At 63.8% G+C, this 15,704-nt stretch carries 14 protein-coding genes and 1 pseudogene; 14 read left to right on the forward strand and 1 reads right to left on the reverse strand.

The genetic code is table 11. From position 1 onward, the window contains the following. Positions 1–83: 83 nt before the first annotated feature. The 8 genes from EJC47_RS14825 (at position 84) to EJC47_RS14860 (ending at position 8,176) form a co-directional block, all read left to right on the forward strand. Complete coding sequence (locus EJC47_RS14825) at positions 84–3,134, forward strand: sensor histidine kinase (protein ID WP_126848713.1); 3,051 nt, start codon at positions 84–86, stop codon at positions 3,132–3,134. A gap of 214 nt (positions 3,135–3,348) precedes the next feature. Then, positions 3,349–3,951: a M17 family peptidase N-terminal domain-containing protein gene (locus EJC47_RS14830; protein ID WP_052192307.1), complete on the forward strand. Its 603-nt coding sequence runs from the start codon at positions 3,349–3,351 to the stop codon at positions 3,949–3,951. Positions 3,952–3,997: 46 nt separating this feature from the next. Then, complete coding sequence (locus tag EJC47_RS14835; protein ID WP_171010545.1) at positions 3,998–4,660, forward strand: response regulator transcription factor; 663 nt, start codon at positions 3,998–4,000, stop codon at positions 4,658–4,660. Positions 4,661–4,751: 91 nt separating this feature from the next. After that, positions 4,752–5,360, forward strand: a complete 609-nt coding sequence (locus tag EJC47_RS14840) for a helix-turn-helix domain-containing protein (protein WP_033964653.1) — start codon at positions 4,752–4,754, stop codon at positions 5,358–5,360. Between the two features lie 178 nt (positions 5,361–5,538). Continuing rightward, on the forward strand, positions 5,539–5,991 hold the full coding sequence (locus tag EJC47_RS14845) for a MarR family winged helix-turn-helix transcriptional regulator (protein ID WP_126848715.1): 453 nt from the start codon (positions 5,539–5,541) through the stop codon (positions 5,989–5,991). A gap of 24 nt (positions 5,992–6,015) precedes the next feature. Further along, a complete protein-coding gene (locus EJC47_RS14850; RefSeq protein ID WP_126848716.1) occupies positions 6,016–6,579 on the forward strand; it encodes an isochorismatase family protein in 564 nt (187 codons plus the stop codon). Next, on the forward strand, positions 6,579–6,908 hold the full coding sequence (locus tag EJC47_RS14855; RefSeq protein ID WP_126848717.1) for a hypothetical protein: 330 nt from the start codon (positions 6,579–6,581) through the stop codon (positions 6,906–6,908). Before EJC47_RS14850 ends, EJC47_RS14855 begins: the two co-directional genes overlap by 1 nt. Beyond that, a complete protein-coding gene (locus EJC47_RS14860) occupies positions 6,905–8,176 on the forward strand; it encodes an MFS transporter (RefSeq protein ID WP_126848718.1) in 1,272 nt (423 codons plus the stop codon). Before EJC47_RS14855 ends, EJC47_RS14860 begins: the two co-directional genes overlap by 4 nt. Before the next feature lie 384 nt (positions 8,177–8,560). On the opposite strand, the gene EJC47_RS14865 is transcribed toward EJC47_RS14860, so the two are convergent. Next, the gene (locus EJC47_RS14865) at positions 8,561–9,466 is read right to left on the reverse strand and encodes a restriction endonuclease (protein ID WP_260591595.1); all 906 of its coding nucleotides are present in this window, start codon (positions 9,464–9,466) and stop codon (positions 8,561–8,563) included. Positions 9,467–9,758: 292 nt separating this feature from the next. Between EJC47_RS14865 and qatA the strand changes: the two genes are divergently transcribed. The 6 genes and pseudogenes from qatA to EJC47_RS14895 form a co-directional block, all read left to right on the forward strand. Beyond that, positions 9,759–11,738, forward strand: coding sequence for a Qat anti-phage system ATPase QatA (qatA, locus tag EJC47_RS14870; protein WP_126848719.1), 1,980 nt, complete (start codon positions 9,759–9,761; stop codon positions 11,736–11,738). A gap of 197 nt (positions 11,739–11,935) precedes the next feature. Further along, the gene (qatB, locus tag EJC47_RS21390; protein ID WP_312845347.1) at positions 11,936–12,646 is read left to right on the forward strand and encodes a Qat anti-phage system associated protein QatB; all 711 of its coding nucleotides are present in this window, start codon (positions 11,936–11,938) and stop codon (positions 12,644–12,646) included. After that, positions 12,643–14,013 carry a Qat anti-phage system QueC-like protein QatC gene (qatC, locus tag EJC47_RS14880; RefSeq protein WP_126848720.1) on the forward strand — a complete coding sequence of 457 codons (1,371 nt, stop codon included), beginning with the start codon at positions 12,643–12,645 and terminating at the stop codon, positions 14,011–14,013. The genes qatB and qatC overlap by 4 nt, the downstream gene beginning before the upstream one ends. Further along, positions 14,010–14,765 carry a Qat anti-phage system TatD family nuclease QatD gene (gene qatD, locus EJC47_RS14885; protein WP_126848721.1) on the forward strand — a complete coding sequence of 252 codons (756 nt, stop codon included), beginning with the start codon at positions 14,010–14,012 and terminating at the stop codon, positions 14,763–14,765. The genes qatC and qatD overlap by 4 nt, the downstream gene beginning before the upstream one ends. Positions 14,766–14,840: 75 nt before the next feature. Then, positions 14,841–15,176: a helix-turn-helix domain-containing protein gene (locus EJC47_RS14890; protein ID WP_126848722.1), complete on the forward strand. Its 336-nt coding sequence runs from the start codon at positions 14,841–14,843 to the stop codon at positions 15,174–15,176. Further along, positions 15,169–15,704 (forward strand): annotated as a pseudogene (locus EJC47_RS14895) (HipA N-terminal domain-containing protein); the annotation flags it as partial. The gene EJC47_RS14890 and the pseudogene EJC47_RS14895, both read left to right, overlap by 8 nt.

Genomic DNA, 15,704 nt, shown 5'->3' on the forward strand with positions numbered 1-15,704 from the left:
GCCGCGCTATTGCGGGAGCGTAACGGATCGGGCATCGCGACGGCCGTGACAGACACCGTGACCCGAACAGCATCCCCTTGCCCATGAGCGGCCGCGTCCGCGTCCTGTTGCTCGCGGCGCTCATGGCGTTGGTGCTACCATGGTTCCCGCCGGTCGCCGCGCAGGGGCCAAGTCGAGCGCCCGAACAATTCCATCACAGCAGCTGGACAATCGAGGATGGCGCACCGCCCGATATCTGGGCGATCGCACAGACGGCGGACGGTTTCCTGTGGCTAGGCACCGGCGGCGGCCTCTATCGATTCGACGGGATCCGCTTCGAGGAAATCCGTCCGCGCGTCGGCAAGCTGCCCAGCCGCAACATCACCGCCTTGCTGGCTACTCCAGACGGCGACCTGTGGCTTGGTTTCTACAATGGCCAAATCGCTCGTCTACGGGACGGAACGCTAACCCGCTTCGGTGCGGCCAATGACTCGGTCGACCGTTTGATACGCGGTCCCGATGGGACGATTTGGGCGGCCTTCTGGCGCGGCCCCAGGCACCTTGCGCGCTTCGACGGTGCGCGGTGGCACTGGATTCCCGCCGACCGCCGGATTGTCCCCGGCAAGCTTGGCAGCGTGGTCGCGGCGCATGACGGCACGATCTGGGCGACCACCGACCGACAAATCCTGCGTCTCGGACCCGGTGAGCGTGTCCTTACCCCCGTAGCATGGGCCCGACCGGGCGACAGTCTGGTCGGAACGCACAATGGCGGTGTCGCCCTCGCCCGGGCTGGCGTGTCGCGCCTTGGCAAGCCATTCGATCGAGAGCCGCTGCCCGGGCTGGAACCGCTCTCGCTGCCGCAAGGCACGCCCGGCATCAAACGCGCCCTGATCGATCACCAAGGCGCGATCTGGTGGACGGGCGGGAATGGCGGTGTCAGCCGCCTGCTGCCCCCTGCCGTCGGCACATCCGCCCGCGTCGAACATTGGGAAGATCGGCAAGGCCTGAGCGCCAATGCCGCGGTCCCGCTGTTTGAGGATCGCGAGGGCGCGATCTGGGTCGGCACCAATCTGGGACTGGACCGCTTTCGGCGCGCGCGCGTGGTGCGAGCCGATGCCTTTGGCCCCTCCCCTTACAAAGCCTATCTGCAGACCGCGCTGGCCGATGGGACGATCTATGTCGTCACCCGCACGCAAACGCTGTCGCGCGCCGCAAGCGATGGCTCGCTCCATCCCGTGTTGCACCTGGCCTTCGGCCCGGCAATGATCGCTGCCGATGGCAATCGGCTGATCGTCGAACAACGCGGCAGGCTTTTCGGCTTGCAACGCGATCGATTGGTCACGCTGGGTTTGCCTGCGCTCCCCGGCAAGGTGTTGACGTGGTCGCGTGACGGCCACGGGACCCCGACGATTGCCGTGCGCGGGCAAGGCGTGCTGCAACCCTACCGGGGTGGATGGCGGATGCTCCCCATCACAGGTGTTCCGACGGTCGACCGCAGGCTCGAAATCCCGTTCATCGGACCGGTCGGCCGTTGGTTCTACGCCGATGACCGCCTGATCGGGTGCGTAGGCACGGTATGCAAACCGATTGCAGCAGACGTCAATATCGGCAGGGTCAACATCGTCGTGCCAAGCGATACGGGCCAGGGGCCGGTGCTCGTCGGGGGCGACAGCGGCCTCGCCATCGGGAGTGGCGACCGGTTTCGCAGTTTGACATCGGATCGCTTTCCCGTGCTCGTCGGCATCACCGGCATAGCGCGCGGCGCGCGGGATATCGTGTGGATCAGCGGGCTGCGCGGCGTTCTGCAAACGACGCAAGCGGCGCTCACCAGCGCGCTGTCCAACGGACGACCATTGGCCTACCGCCTGTTTACAATGGCGGACGGCGTACCGGGGGCCGCACAGCAGGATGCAAGCTACTCGACCGCAATTCGCAGCGGAGACGGACGGATCTGGCTTGCTGCCAGCCACGGCATTGCCTGGATCGACCCCGGTCGCCTGGAACCCAATGCTGCCCCCCCGCCAGTGCTGATCCGTTCGGTCACTGCCGATGGCAAGGAGGTTGCGCCCGCAGCACAGATTGCGATCCCAGCCGGCACGCGGCGCGTGCAAATCGATTATGCCGCGCTCAGCCTGCTCGATCCGGATCGCGTGCAATTTCGCTACCGCTTGACGGGCGTCGATGAGGATTGGGTCGATCCCGGCTCGCGGCGCCAGGCAACGTACACCAATGTCGCGCCGGGGCATTGGACCTTCCAAGTGATCGCCGCCAATGCCGACGGAGTCTGGAACCAGCGCGGAGCCTCGATCGAGCTGACGGTAGCGCCCACCTTTTACCAGACGTGGCTCTTCCGACTGGCGGTAGCAGCCACCGCGTTGCTGCTGCTTGCCGCGCTGTACCGCATCCGCAAACGGGCGATCGAGGATCGCACGCGCAGGCTGATCGCGGCGCAGGTCGCCGAGCGCGAACGGATCGCGCGCGAGTTGCACGACACGCTGCTGCAAGGCATGCAAGCGATGATGCTGCGGTTCCAGGCCGTCGGCAACATAATGGCACCGGGTAGTCGCGCGCACCGCATGCTTGAGTCGGCCCTGGAACGGGGCGACGACGTCTTGCTGGAAGGGCGCGATCGCGTGCTCAACTTACGGACGGAGAGCAGCGCGACGCTGCAGGCGGCGCTGCAAGCAATGGCCTGTCAGATCGGCGATGGTCTTTCGATCGAAATTATCGAGCATGGCCTGCCCCGCAAACTCTGCGACCCGATCATCGATGAGCTGGCGGCGATCGCGCGCGAAGCCCTCACCAACACGCTGTGGCATTCGCAAGCAACCCAGGCGATCGTTTCGCTCGACTTCGCGCGGTGGGTATTGCGCCTGTCCATTCGCGACAATGGCTGTGGCTTTAGCGACAGGATCCTCGCCCAGGGCGCGAAACCGGGCCATTTCGGCCTGCCTGGCATGCGCGAGCGCGCCGACAAGCTGGCCGCCGCGCTGACCCTGTCCAATCTCGAAAGTGGCGGGGCCGAGGTGGTCGTCACCGTTCCGGGGCGGATCGCTTATGCCCGGCCCCGCTCGGTCATCCAAAGGGCGACCAATGCGGTGGTTGCCTGGATCCTGCGCCTGCGCGGGTCCTTCCGCCGGGAACGCCATTCGTAAAGCATCGCTGCCGGGCGCCATCACGCCATCGCACGGAAGAAACAGACTATTTCCTTGACCTTCGCCGCACGGCACTACGCACGATAACGCCAAAACACCGCATTTTTGTACAAGCTATTCGGCTGTTGCGCACCCATTCTCCGCCGCACCGGGCCTTGTTCGCTTACCGGTAGCCCCACCTCCAGAACCTTTCCCGATCGCGTGAGTTTCCTATATGGACGACCCGACATCCTCGAACGACGCGATGCCGATCGGCGAATGGGCGGGGGTTGGCATTGCCGTCGCGCCGACCGATGCCGTCACCGCCGCAGTCGATTTGGCCGCAGCTGGGGTGTTCACGCACGAGTTGTCGCCAGATGGCGCGGTCGGCGGCCTGCGCCACCTCGACAAGGCTGTCGGCGGTGCGGTGATGCGGTTGCGCGGCGATGGCGTGTTCAGCGCCGCCCCTGGCGAGATCCTGGCGCTTTCGACGCCGCGCTTGCCCGTAGCCGCCTCCACCATTCTGCTTGTCGGCATGGGCGATCCCGAATCATGGTCGCCCGCCGTTCTGGAAACGGCGATGAGCGCAGCGACGAGTGAAGCGCTGCGACGGGGTGCCGTATCCGCATCGTTTGCACCGAGCTTGCTCGATAGCGGTATTGCGGTCGTCGACTCCGCCGGAGTGGCGATGGCGATGCTCAGAGGCCTGCTGGCCGCGCTGAACGCCTATCCGGTCCGTTTCGATCTCAAGCTGTGGATCTTCTGCACCGGGGCCGCGCACCTGACCGCCACCCATGCTGCATTCGTGCGCGCTTATGCCGACCTTGCCCGGGCCTGATGCCGCTTCGGCAAGCCCCTTGAACAACGGGACAAGAGCGCCGATCATGCGCTCGCCTCCTCACCCTGGAACCGTTTGTCTGCCGCTCTCCTCGCCGATCCGTATTCTCGTCGTCGACGACCACCCGTTCCTGCGCGAAGGCGTGCGTGCGGTCGTCGAGACGCAAGCCGACATGCGGGTGGTGGGCGAGGCCGATAGCGGTGCCGACGCGGTTGTTCGATATCGCGAATTGCTGCCGGACATCGTCTTGATGGACTTGCAACTACCGGGTCTGAGCGGCGACCAGGCGATCGCCGCGATCCGGGAACGCTCACCCAAGGCGCGCATCATCGTACTGACCACCTATTCCGGCGACGCCCATGCGCTGCGCGCCCTGCGCGCCGGGGCGGCGGGGTATCTGCTGAAGAACAGCTTGCGCAAGGAATTGCTGCAGGCAATCCGGTCGGTTCATGCCGGCGGCAAGCATCTCGACGCCGATGTCGCCACCGACATCGCGCTCCATCTGGTCGCGGACGCCCCCAGCGAACGCGAAATCAGCGTTCTTTCGCTTGCCGCCCAGGGCAATTCCAACAAGCAGATCGCGGCCAAACTCGGCGTATCCGAAGACACCATCAAAGCGCATATGAAGGCGATCTTCGCGAAACTGGGCGCATCTGATCGCACCCACGCCGTAACGATCGCCGCCAAACGTGGCCTGATCGACCTGTAGCGCAAGCGTAACCCGGCCCCACCCGAAAGGGGGGCATTCTGGCTACCCCTTAGGGATTATCACTCTCGCGCCAGCGGCTTACGCTGCCCCCATGCTGCTTAGCGACCCTCGAAGCCATGAGCCTTCCGGTGCTTGCACAGGCGGACTTTGGTCTTCCAACCCCGCCGAACTGATCGATTACGCGCGCCGTACCATCGAACATGATCCGCACGCAGCGCGCCGCTATCTGGATCGACTGGCGCTGGTGCTTGGCAACGGCGAACCGCGGCCGATCGAGGATCTTCTCGTCCCCGCGCTTCCCGTCGAAGCCAATGCCAGCTCCATCACGCGGGGCGGTCTCGCGCCCTGGCAGTTGCAGCGCGTAAGCGACTATGTCGAGGAGCGCCTTGGCGACACCATCGTGCTGGACGGCTTGGCTGCGGTCGTGCGCCTCAGCACCGGCCACTTTTGCCGCGCCTTCAAGGTCACCGTGGGCGAGACCCCACACGCCTTTCTGATACGCCGCCGCATTCGGCGCGCCCAAACGCTCATGCTCACCACCAAGGAATCCTTGAGTCACATCGCCTGCACCTGCGGGCTCACCGACCAGGCGCATCTTACCCGCCTGTTCCGGCGCATGGTCGGCGACACGCCGCTTTCGTGGCGGCGCACCTGGGCCCACATGTTCGAACGGGGTGAGCTCAACGCCGCTGCTGCCTGATTCAGGATAAGGCCTAAAAGCCGCCACAGCCCCGTCGCGAGACCGGCTCCGCGCGCAACGATCTTAAAAGCAGATGGTCCTCAGGCCTTTACCCGCCCGCGACCCGCCAGGTGAGACGAAATCCCGATCTTTGAAGTTTATCTTTACAGTTTAACTTCAAATATCTAAAGGCACCGATATGTCAGCACCGACACCCGATTCCGACATCGCCCAGGCAACGCAACTGGCGCACGATCTTCGCGGGTTGATGGGAAAGCTCAAACGTCGGCTGCGCGAACAATCGAATGTCGGCGACCTGACCCCATCGCAAACCGCCGTGCTGCTTCGTATCGAGAAGGATGGGCCCGCCACGACATCGCACCTTGCACGAGCGGAAGGGATGCGACCGCAGTCAATGGGGGCGGTCATTGCCGCGCTGGAAGAGGCTGGTCTGGTACAAGGCGCGCAGGACCCACGCGATGGACGACAAACGCTGCTGTCGCTGACCGACGCCTGTCGGCAATGGGTCGCTGCGGGTCGCGCGGCACGGCAGGACTGGTTGTTCCACAAAATCGAGGCGCGGCTTTCCCCGCAAGAACAGGGCCAGCTGGCGGCAGCCATCGCCCTGCTCCAGCGCCTCGTCGATGACTGAACAGGCATTCGCAAAGGGATACCCATGGCACTGACCACGCTCGACCCGAAGACTGCTTTGATCGTCGTCGATTTGCAGAAGGGCATCGTCACCTACCCTGTCGTCCATTCGATCAAGCAGGTCATCGACCGCAACCGTGCGTTGATCGAGGCATTCCGCGCGCGCGGATTGCCGGTGGCGCTGGTCAATGTCACCGGCGGGGCACCGGGGCGAACCGAGCGGCCGCAGCGCGACATGAGCGCATTGCCGGCCGATTTCGCCGACCTTGTCCCCGAACTCGGTCTCCAGCCGAGCGATATCCTCGTCACCAAACAGAGCTGGGGTGCCTTCGCCGGTACCGATCTGGACCAGCGACTGAAGGCGCTGGGCGTTACACAGGTCGTCATCTGCGGCATTGCCACCGCCACCGGCGTCGAGGCCACGGCGCGCCAAGCGTATGAGAACGGCTTTAACGTCACGCTCGCCATCGACGCGATGAGCGACACCCGCCCCGAGGCCCACGATTACAGCATCCGCAATGTGTTTCCCCGGTTGGGCGAGACGGGGTGCACCGATGACATCCTCTCTCACCTGGAAAGGTGCTGCTGATGACATGGCTTCACCTCCTGTCCTACTTCTTCGGCGGTGCCTTTCTGGCGAACGCGATCCCGCATTGGGTGAGCGGCGTCACCGGGCGGCCGTTCCAGAGCCCGTTCGCCACGCCGCGAGGCGAAGGGCTGTCCTCCTCTACTGTGAATTTGCTGTGGGGCTTTGCCAATCTGGTCCTGTCCTATCTGCTGGTATGCCGGGTCGGCACCTTCGACCTGCGTGACACGCTCCAGGTGACCGCCTTTGGCCTCGGAATGCTGGCGCTCGGCTTGTTCTGCGCGTGGCATTTCGGCCGCTTCCACGGAGGCAACGCGCCGGAGCAGCCATGAGCGCGCCCGGAACCCAGGTCTTCCGATCGCTCGGCACCTTCAACTACCGCGTCTGGATCACCGGGTCTTTCGTTTCCAATGTCGGCACGTGGGTGCAACGCACTGCACAGGACTGGCTGGTGCTGACCATCCTCACGCATCACAGCGCCGCCGCAGTCGGCATCGTGATGGCGCTCCAGTTCGCGCCGCAGTTCCTTTTGCTCCCCTGGACCGGCTCGGCTGCCGATCACCTCGACCAGCGCACGTTGCTGATCGTCACACAGGCAACGATGGGCAGTCTGGCCCTGGCGCTCGGCATACTCACCGTCAGCGGTGCCGTCCAACTGTGGCACGTCTATGTGTTTGCCTTCGCGTTCGGCTGCGCGGCCGCGTTCGACGCACCGGTGCGACAGGTTTTCGTCGCGCAACTGGTGGGGGATACGCATCTCGCCAACGCGGTTGCGCTGAACTCGACCGCGTTCAACGCCGCCCGCATGATCGGTCCGGCGATATCGGGCATCGTCATCGCAGCCGTCGGAACCGGTTGGGCCTTCCTGTTAAACGGCGCGTCTTTCGTCGCGGTGCTGATCTCGCTCGCTGGCCTGCGCACGGCCGAGCTGCATGTGCGACCTCGGGCAACACGAGTAAGCGGAAGCTTTGTCCAGGGCCTTCGCTATGTCCAGGCGCGCCGCGATCTCAGGGCGATGCTGTTGATGCTGCTGCTGATCGGGACGTTCGGCCTGAACTTTCCCATCTTCATCTCCACCATGGCCGTCGGCGTGTTCCACGCCGATGCGCGCGCCTACGGCCTGTTGTCCTCGATCATGGCGATCGGGACCGTTGCAGGCGCATTGCTCAGTGCCGGGCGGCAGCGTCCGGGCTTCACCGCGCTGCTGGCGGGCGCAGCCGTCTTCGCGGTGGGATGCGCCCTGGCCGCGATCGCGCCGACCTATTGGCTCTTTGCCGCTGCTTTGGCGGTGACGGGTGCCGCCGCCCTGACCTTCACCAACACCAGCAACAGCCTGATGCAATTGTCGACCGAGCCAACCATGCGTGGGCGCGTCATGGCGCTGCGGGTTGGTGTCGCCTTGGGTGGAACGCCGATCGGTGCGCCGATCGTGGGATGGGTCGCGGACCATCTCGGCCCGCGCTGGGCACTGGGCGTCGGCGCGGCCTCCGGCCTCGCCGCCGTGATCGTTGCAATGCTGTTTCTGGCGAACGACCGAACCCCAGCGGGGCGATCTCCACCGTCGCTTCCGGAAGGATCGTCGGAAGCATCAGCCGCATAATGCTGAACGGCACGGCCGACTTTGGCGCGCCTGTTCAGCGCGCAAGCAACCGGTCACCCCCGATGCTGCCGCCGAGCTCCGCGCGTCATTCCCATTCGATTGTTTCCTGCCCTCATAACGATTTGAATTTACTAGGCAAAAAATTTTTCACGACTCCCTATACCGTCAGCCAATCCGTCAAAACCTCGCGCTCCTGAAAACATTGGATTTTTCGGCTGCTTTCGCGAAACGCACCTTCCGCCATCTATCGCCGAACACGGTGCAGGAAGCCCACCCAACATCGATCAAGTCCGCCCCGCCGTCTGCACGCTACAGTACGATGGGTCATCGCCCATACCTCACTGGCTATACCGTCATCGCAGCCCAAAGCTATTCAACTCCCGCTCAGAGATTTAGATCTCGCACGGCGACGAACGCCCGGTTCGTTTCGGCAGCACGGCGTTCCTTCGCTTCTAAAACCGCGATCAATGAGACCTTGCGCGAGAGGACCTCATAGAGGTCGAGCCCGTCAGCGCATATCAGATTGGTTTGCCGCCCACGCGAGAACGCTTCGAGCCCCTCGGTCGTGAAGCCAGAATTGCTAACGAACAGTCCACGCGACCACGACGCCTTTCCGCCGACTTTGCCCGAAAAGGTCATCAGATCGGCGAAGCCAATCTGAGGCCCGTGCCATTTCGCTTCCACCAGATAGGTCTGTCCATGCAGCTTGAAACTGCCATCGATCTGCTCGCCGACGAGACGGAACGAGCCGCGCGGCGCGAGCCCAAAGCCGGCGAACAGCTCGTTGAGGAAGCCTTCGAATCGCAGACCTCGCGTCTGCGGGTCGAGCTTGGTGATCTCAACGAGCAGCGTCGCGAGTTCCTGGGCCTTTGCCTCACTCAAAGTCGAAGACGCCTGCGGCGCAGGTTCCCCCGCCTTCGCCGAGCCGAAGCTGCTGAGGAAGCTTGAATCAAGCAACTCGGGGATTTTGAACTGGACGCCCGGAAGGAGAATGTTCAGCCGATCAATTTCTTCGCGGCTCAGGGGATTTCCCTTACCGCGCCGGTAGGTCATCGCCTGTCGGACGATCGCCACGATTAGCTTGGTGAAACACGACCGGCGCTGTTCGAGCGTCGCGGCCAAGAGCTGCACGATCGCCGGCCGCTTGCTGCCTGCGACCCACAGATCGCCAACACCAGCCTGCGCAGCGGCAAGCGGAAACGCGGTTCTGTTGTTTCCGCTTCCGGGGAGAAAATCATAGAGAAGGTCCGCCAGGTCTTCGACCGCCTGGGCTTCACGAAACGACATCATAACCTACCAGCCCTCGGGTTCCTTCATCCCCGCCTCGAGTTCATCCAGATGCGGAAGCGCGCGCCAATGCATCCTGCCGAGGTCTGCCAACACCTCATTGCGGTAAGATCCGACGAATGACGTGTCCCGGATCGTCATAGAATTCATGTGGCGACTCTCAATCTAGCAAGATTGTAAGCTTCATGCTACACAATCCCAAGATCCGTAGCACGAAGAAGGCAGGCGAACTGCTGTTGCGGAGCGCAGCCGCCAGGACGGGCTCCTTCGGCTGCTGAACGTGTGGGGGCAAGCAGTGATCCTGACGGACAACGAGACCAAGGTCGACCTTCTCAACAATGAGGCGATCGCAGCGACCATCATCAAGCTCTTGCGCGACCGGCCCGATCAACCGGTGACTGTTGGTGTCCATGGCGATTGGGGCGCCGGCAAGTCTAGTGTGCTGGAGATGATCGAGGCGGGCTTCGAGGGGGAAGCGAAGGTCCTGTGCCTCAAGTTCAATGGCTGGCGTTTTCAGGGATTCGAAGACGCTAAAATTGCGCTTATCGAAGGCATCGTCACAGGGCTCATCGAAAAGCGCCCCGCTCTCACTGCGGCGGGCGAAACGGTCAAGGATGTCTTTCGCCGGATCGACTGGCTCAAGGTGGCGAAGAAAGCTGGTGGGCTCGCGTTCACCGCCTTCACCGGAATTCCGACTCCTGATCAGATTCAGGCCATCGTCGGCACCTTGGAAGGCTTCCTCGCCGATCCGGCAAAGCTCGCGACCAAGGATAATCTCGAAGCCGCCGTCGAAGGCGTGAAAGGCCTGTTGAAGCCGAAGGGTGAAGGCGACTCGACCAACGTTCCCGAAGAGATCAACGCATTCCGGAAAGCCTTCGACGATCTTCTCGACAAGGCGGGTGTCGCGCAACTCGTCGTCCTGATCGATGACCTCGATCGCTGCTTGCCCGACACCGCGATCGAGACCTTGGAGGCGGTCCGTCTCTTCGTCTTCACGTCGCGCACTGCCTTTGTCGTCGCCGCCGACGAGGCGATGATCGAATATGCGGTGCGCAAACACTTTCCCGATCTGCCGGACAGTACCGGTCCGCAGACATATGCCCGGAACTACCTTGAAAAGCTCATCCAGGTGCCCTTCCGAATTCCTGCGCTGGGGGACACGGAAACGCGCATCTATGTCACTCTCCTCCTTGTCGGCGCCGAACTCGGCGACAACGACCCGGCGTTCAATGACTTGATCAAGGTCGCTCGTGAACGGCTTAAGCGCCCGTGGACCTCCGGTGCGCTCGATGCTGCCACCGTCAGAACCGCTCTCGGGGACAAGGCTTCGCGCGCCAACAATGCCTTGGCGCTCAGCGATCAGATCGGACCGATCCTCGCTAACGGAACCAAGGGCAATCCGCGTCAGATCAAGCGATTCCTCAACACGCTCGTCTTGCGGCAGCGCATCGCCGAAGCGAGAGGGTTCGGGGATGACGTCAAGCTGCCGGTGCTCGCAAAACTCATGCTCGCCGAGCGGTTCCTGCCCCGCCTCTTCGATCAGATCGCCGCAGCCGCCGCGGCAGCAGCAAATGGCAAATGCCCGGACCTGTCAGCACTCGAAGCGGCGGCGACCGCCAAGGATGACGCAAAAACTGCGGCCAAGCCGGAGAAGGCCGCTGCCAAAGGCGACGAGGCCCTGAAGTCGACGCCAAAACTGGAAGCCGTGAAGTCGACTGAGAGCGCGCTCTTGAGCGAATGGCTATCCTCGCCTGCGATCAAAGCTTGGGCGGCGGTGCCAACTGCGATCGGTGGCGAGGATCTTCGCCCCTACCTCTTCGTCGCAAAGGACAGGAAGGATTATTTCGGCGCCGCCTCAGTGCTCGGCCACCTCGGTGCCGTGGTCGAACAGCTCTTCGGCGCAAAATTCGCGGTTCAGGGCCTCGAAGCCGATCTCAAGCGCCTGGCCCCACCTGAAGCTGCCCAAATCTTCGAAGCTGTGCGCGGTCGCATCGTCGGTGGGGACAGCTTTGACACTGAGCCGCCTGGCGCGGCTGGCTTGGTGGTTCTCGTAAAAGCTCATCCGACCCTGCAGGCCAATCTCGTCGATTTCCTCGAAGCGCTCCCGCGAGATCGTCTCGGTCCATGGGTCTGCGGCGGCTGGGAAGGTGTTCTTAAGGACGACGATGCGACCCAACGCTTCGACCGCCTCCTTCAGACCTGGGGTAAAGAAGGTGGCGCGATGCTCAAAGTGGCGGCCACGGGTGTTCTTCGCACCCGCCAGGGAGCCCGCTGATGGGCACCTCCAGCGCATTCGGCGGCCAGGGCGGCAGGACGCCCCTCGTCCCGAGCTGGCTAGGCGATGACGGCGCACCGCCTGCCGCTCCAGACGGAGCTCCGCCCGATGGTGGACCACCAGACAGTCCGCCCGCGGAGGCGCCAGCAGACGGTGCTCCACCAGCCGCTCCCCCGGCGCCGCCGGCTCGCCCGCCCATGCCGCCGGTAGCCGATCCCGCGCGCTTCTCAGCGGCTCGCAACAACTTCTCGCGTTTCGCTGGTTCGGGCGGCAGCGATCGCAAGAGCCTCGGCCGAGCCGTGTCGCACTATGTGGGCTCATCGGCAGGTGGGGCGCGCACCGCGGCCGTGAGGATGGGATCGGCGCGCGGCGCAGGCAGCCGCTTGCTTGGCTTCCTGTCGGACGCCGTTGCACGCGGCGCGACCGAAGCGCTTCGCGCGCTCAACCTCGGCGCTCTCGCAGGCCGCCCTATCGAAGAAATCTTTCTCGGCCTGGCGGACTATGTGTGTCCTGACGGCGGTTCGATCGACGAAGGCATCGCACGCGAAGCGTTCATCGAAACCATCACGGACCTCGCCGGTGCAGGCATTGCTGACCTCGATGGCCTCACCGCCGATCAGATGCAGACCGTGTTCGAGCTGTATGCGACCAACGCGATCGAAGCACGGCTCTGCAACGACATCGGCGCGAAGACGATCACCCTGCCGTCGGATAGTCGCGAAGCCGCGCGCGTGCAGGCGCAATTGAACGACTTCATTCGGCGCGGGGTGGCTGATGCGCTCACGGTCGCCCGCGCCGCGGCTGCCGCGCTGACGCCCGATCGCGTGCTCCAGTTCGTCGGGCGCATCTACGAGCAAGCGTTCGGGATCTTGCAGATCATGGGCGATGCGGAGGCGGACGGCGCATGAGGAGACACGTCATCATAGGCCGATACGGCCCCGGCGACCGCGGTCGCTTTCCCCTTGGCGATGAGGAGGTCGAAACCCGCCTCGACCTAGTTGTCGGCGAGCGAACACTCGATCACGGGATCGGACGCGCGATCGGCGATCTGTCGCGGCTTGGCGTTCATCCTTCAGAGATCGGCGTCGACATCCTGGTTCTGGCCGCCCACGTCCACGCTGCTGACACACGCATTTCGCGGGCGAGTGAATCGCAGGATGGCTGGACCCGCGAAATCCGGCTGATCGTCCCGGTTTCCGATCCCGATCGATGGACAGCCGTCGCGCCGACCTTCGTCCGGATGCTGAACTTTCTCACCGGCGACCGCTGGTCGATCGCGTTTCGCGCCCGACCGCGCCGTTTCGTCAGGGTCGCTCCCGAACACCCTGCTCGGCTTATTGGTCCTCCCTTCGACGATCTCGCCCTCTTCTCGGGCGGCCTCGACAGTCTCATCGGCGCGATCGACGCCCTTGAGAATGGCCGTACACCGCTTCTCATTAGTCACGCTGGCGAAGGTGCGACCAGCGATGCGCAGTCCACCATCTTCGACACGTTGAAGACCCACTATCGAGGCCGCGCCTTCGATCGCTTGCGCCTCTGGATGGCATACCCGGATGGCTTCGTCCGGGGTTCAGGCGGAGAGAATACGACCCGCGGCAGGTCGTTCCTGTTTTTCGCCCTCGGCGTCTTCGCTGGAAGCGGACTTGAGCGGGCGTTCACCTTGAAAGTGCCCGAGAACGGCCTCATCGCCGTCAACGTGCCGCTCGATCCATTGCGCCTCGGCGCACTAAGCACGCGCACGACCCATCCTTTTTACATCGCCCGTTGGAATGACGCCCTCCATGGGCTCGGCCTGAACGGCAGGATCGAAAATCCCTATTGGGATAGGACCAAGGGCGAGATGGTCGCAGCCTGCACCAACGGCGCATTATTACGTCGCCTCGTCCCCTCATCGCTATCCTGCGCGGCTCCGACCAAGGGACGCTGGCAGGGTCTCGGCACACAGCATTGCGGCTATTGCCTGCCATGTCTCATCAGACGGGCAGCACTCGTTGCCGGCTTACGCCCCGATCCAGATCCCACCGTCTACACGGTCGATGACCTCACCGCCCGCGCGCTCGACACACGCCAATCAGAAGGTGTCCAGATTCGCTCTTTCCAGCTTGCGATCGAGCGGCTTCGCGCCCGGCCGGCACTGGCGCCGATTCTCATCCACAAGCCGGGGCCACTCTTCGATGAATCGCCAGCTCGGCAAGCTGCTCTCGCTGGCGTCTACCGGCGCGGCCTTGAAGAGGTTGGAGCTCTCCTGGCAGGTGTGAGGACGCGGCCGGGATGACCGAGAATGCTCAAGCCGTCGGTGTCGATTTCCACTGCCATCTCGACCTCTATCCCGACCATGAGGCCGCGATCGCGAGGGCAGAAGCAGCTCGGATCTACACCCTGACCGTCACGACGACGCCAAAGGCCTGGGCGCGCAATCATGAACTCACGCGTCATACCCGCTTCGTGCGCGCTGCGCTCGGCCTGCATCCGCAGCTCGTCGCGGAGCGCGCCGGCGAGTTCCCGCTATGGGAGCGTCACCTGCCTGAGACACGCTACGTCGGTGAAGTCGGTCTTGATGCCGGCCCGCGCTTCTACAAATCGCTGGATACCCAAAAGCATGTGTTCCGTAGCGTCCTTGAGCGATGCGCAGAAGCAGGAGGCAAGATTCTCACTGTCCACAGTGTGAGGAGCGTTCCAGCGGTGCTCGATATGATCGAACAATATCTCCCGCAGGATCGCGGCACCGTCGTGCTTCACTGGTTCACCGGAAGCAAAAGCGAGGCTCGACGTGCGGCGGCGCTCGGCTGCTATTTCTCCGTCAATGCCGAGATGACCCGCTCGGATCGCGGCCGTTCCCTCGTCTCCGACTTGCCTATCGATCGCATACTGACGGAGACAGACGGCCCTTTCACTCAGGTTGACGGTCGTCCCAGCGAGCCCGCGGACGTGAAAACCACGGTCGCAGCGATCGCCGACGTCCGGAGGGTCCCGGTCGATGCCGTCACGACAGCGGTAAGATCGAACCTTCGTTCTCTGCTGAGATGAGGTCCTCAAAGGGCCTAGATAAATTGTAATCTTCGTGCTACATATTCGGTCGATCTGTAGTGCGAAGGTGTCAAAATGCCCACTCCACACAACCCTCCTGCTGCGGTGCGGCGCGCGCTGCGCAAGCTTGGGGCGGATATCCATGATGCCCGTCGACGCCGACGGCTGCCGATGGCGGTCGTAGCCGAGCGCGCCTTCACGTCTCGCTCCACGCTGCAAAGGGTCGAAGCCGGGGACACCAACGTCAGCGTCGGCATTTATGCCGGCGTCCTGCAGGCGCTCGGCCTCCTGGACGGCCTGAGCCAGGTCGCCGACATCAGCAACGACAGCGTCGGTCAGGCGCTCGCCAGCGCCGACCTGCCCAAGCATGTCCACCTCAAGCGGCCAACCGGATCGTCCCGCGATGGCTGACTTCGAGGTCCATATCGATTTGGACAGCCGCACACGCCCGATCGGACTGGCGAGGAGCAATCGCGTCCGGGGCACCGAGACCATCCTCTTCGAGTATGACGGCGCATGGCTTGAGGACCCAGACCGCTTCTCGCTGGAGCCAGCTCTTGCTCTGACCCGCGGCGCCTTCGCCCCTCCTGCCGGTCTTGCGACGTTCGGCTCCATCGGCGACTCAGCTCCGGATACCTGGGGCCGGCGCCTCATGCAGCGCGCCGAACGCCGTCTTGCCGATCGAGAAGGCCGCGCGGTTCGCACGCTTGTCGAAAGCGACTACCTACTCGGCGTCGCCGACGAGACCCGGCTTGGCGCACTCCGCTTCCGCTGGGTCGGCGAAGAGATTTTCCAAGCGCCGATCCGCGCGGGCGTTCCTGCCCTAATCGAGCTTGGCCGGTTGCTCCAGATCACCGAACGGATTCTCCGGGACGAGGAAACGGATGAAGACCTACAGCTCATCTTTGCCCCAGGCTCCTCTCTTGGCGGTGCCCGACC

The organism is Sphingomonas sp. TF3, assembly GCF_003985085.1.
GTDB lineage: Bacteria > Pseudomonadota > Alphaproteobacteria > Sphingomonadales > Sphingomonadaceae > Sphingomonas.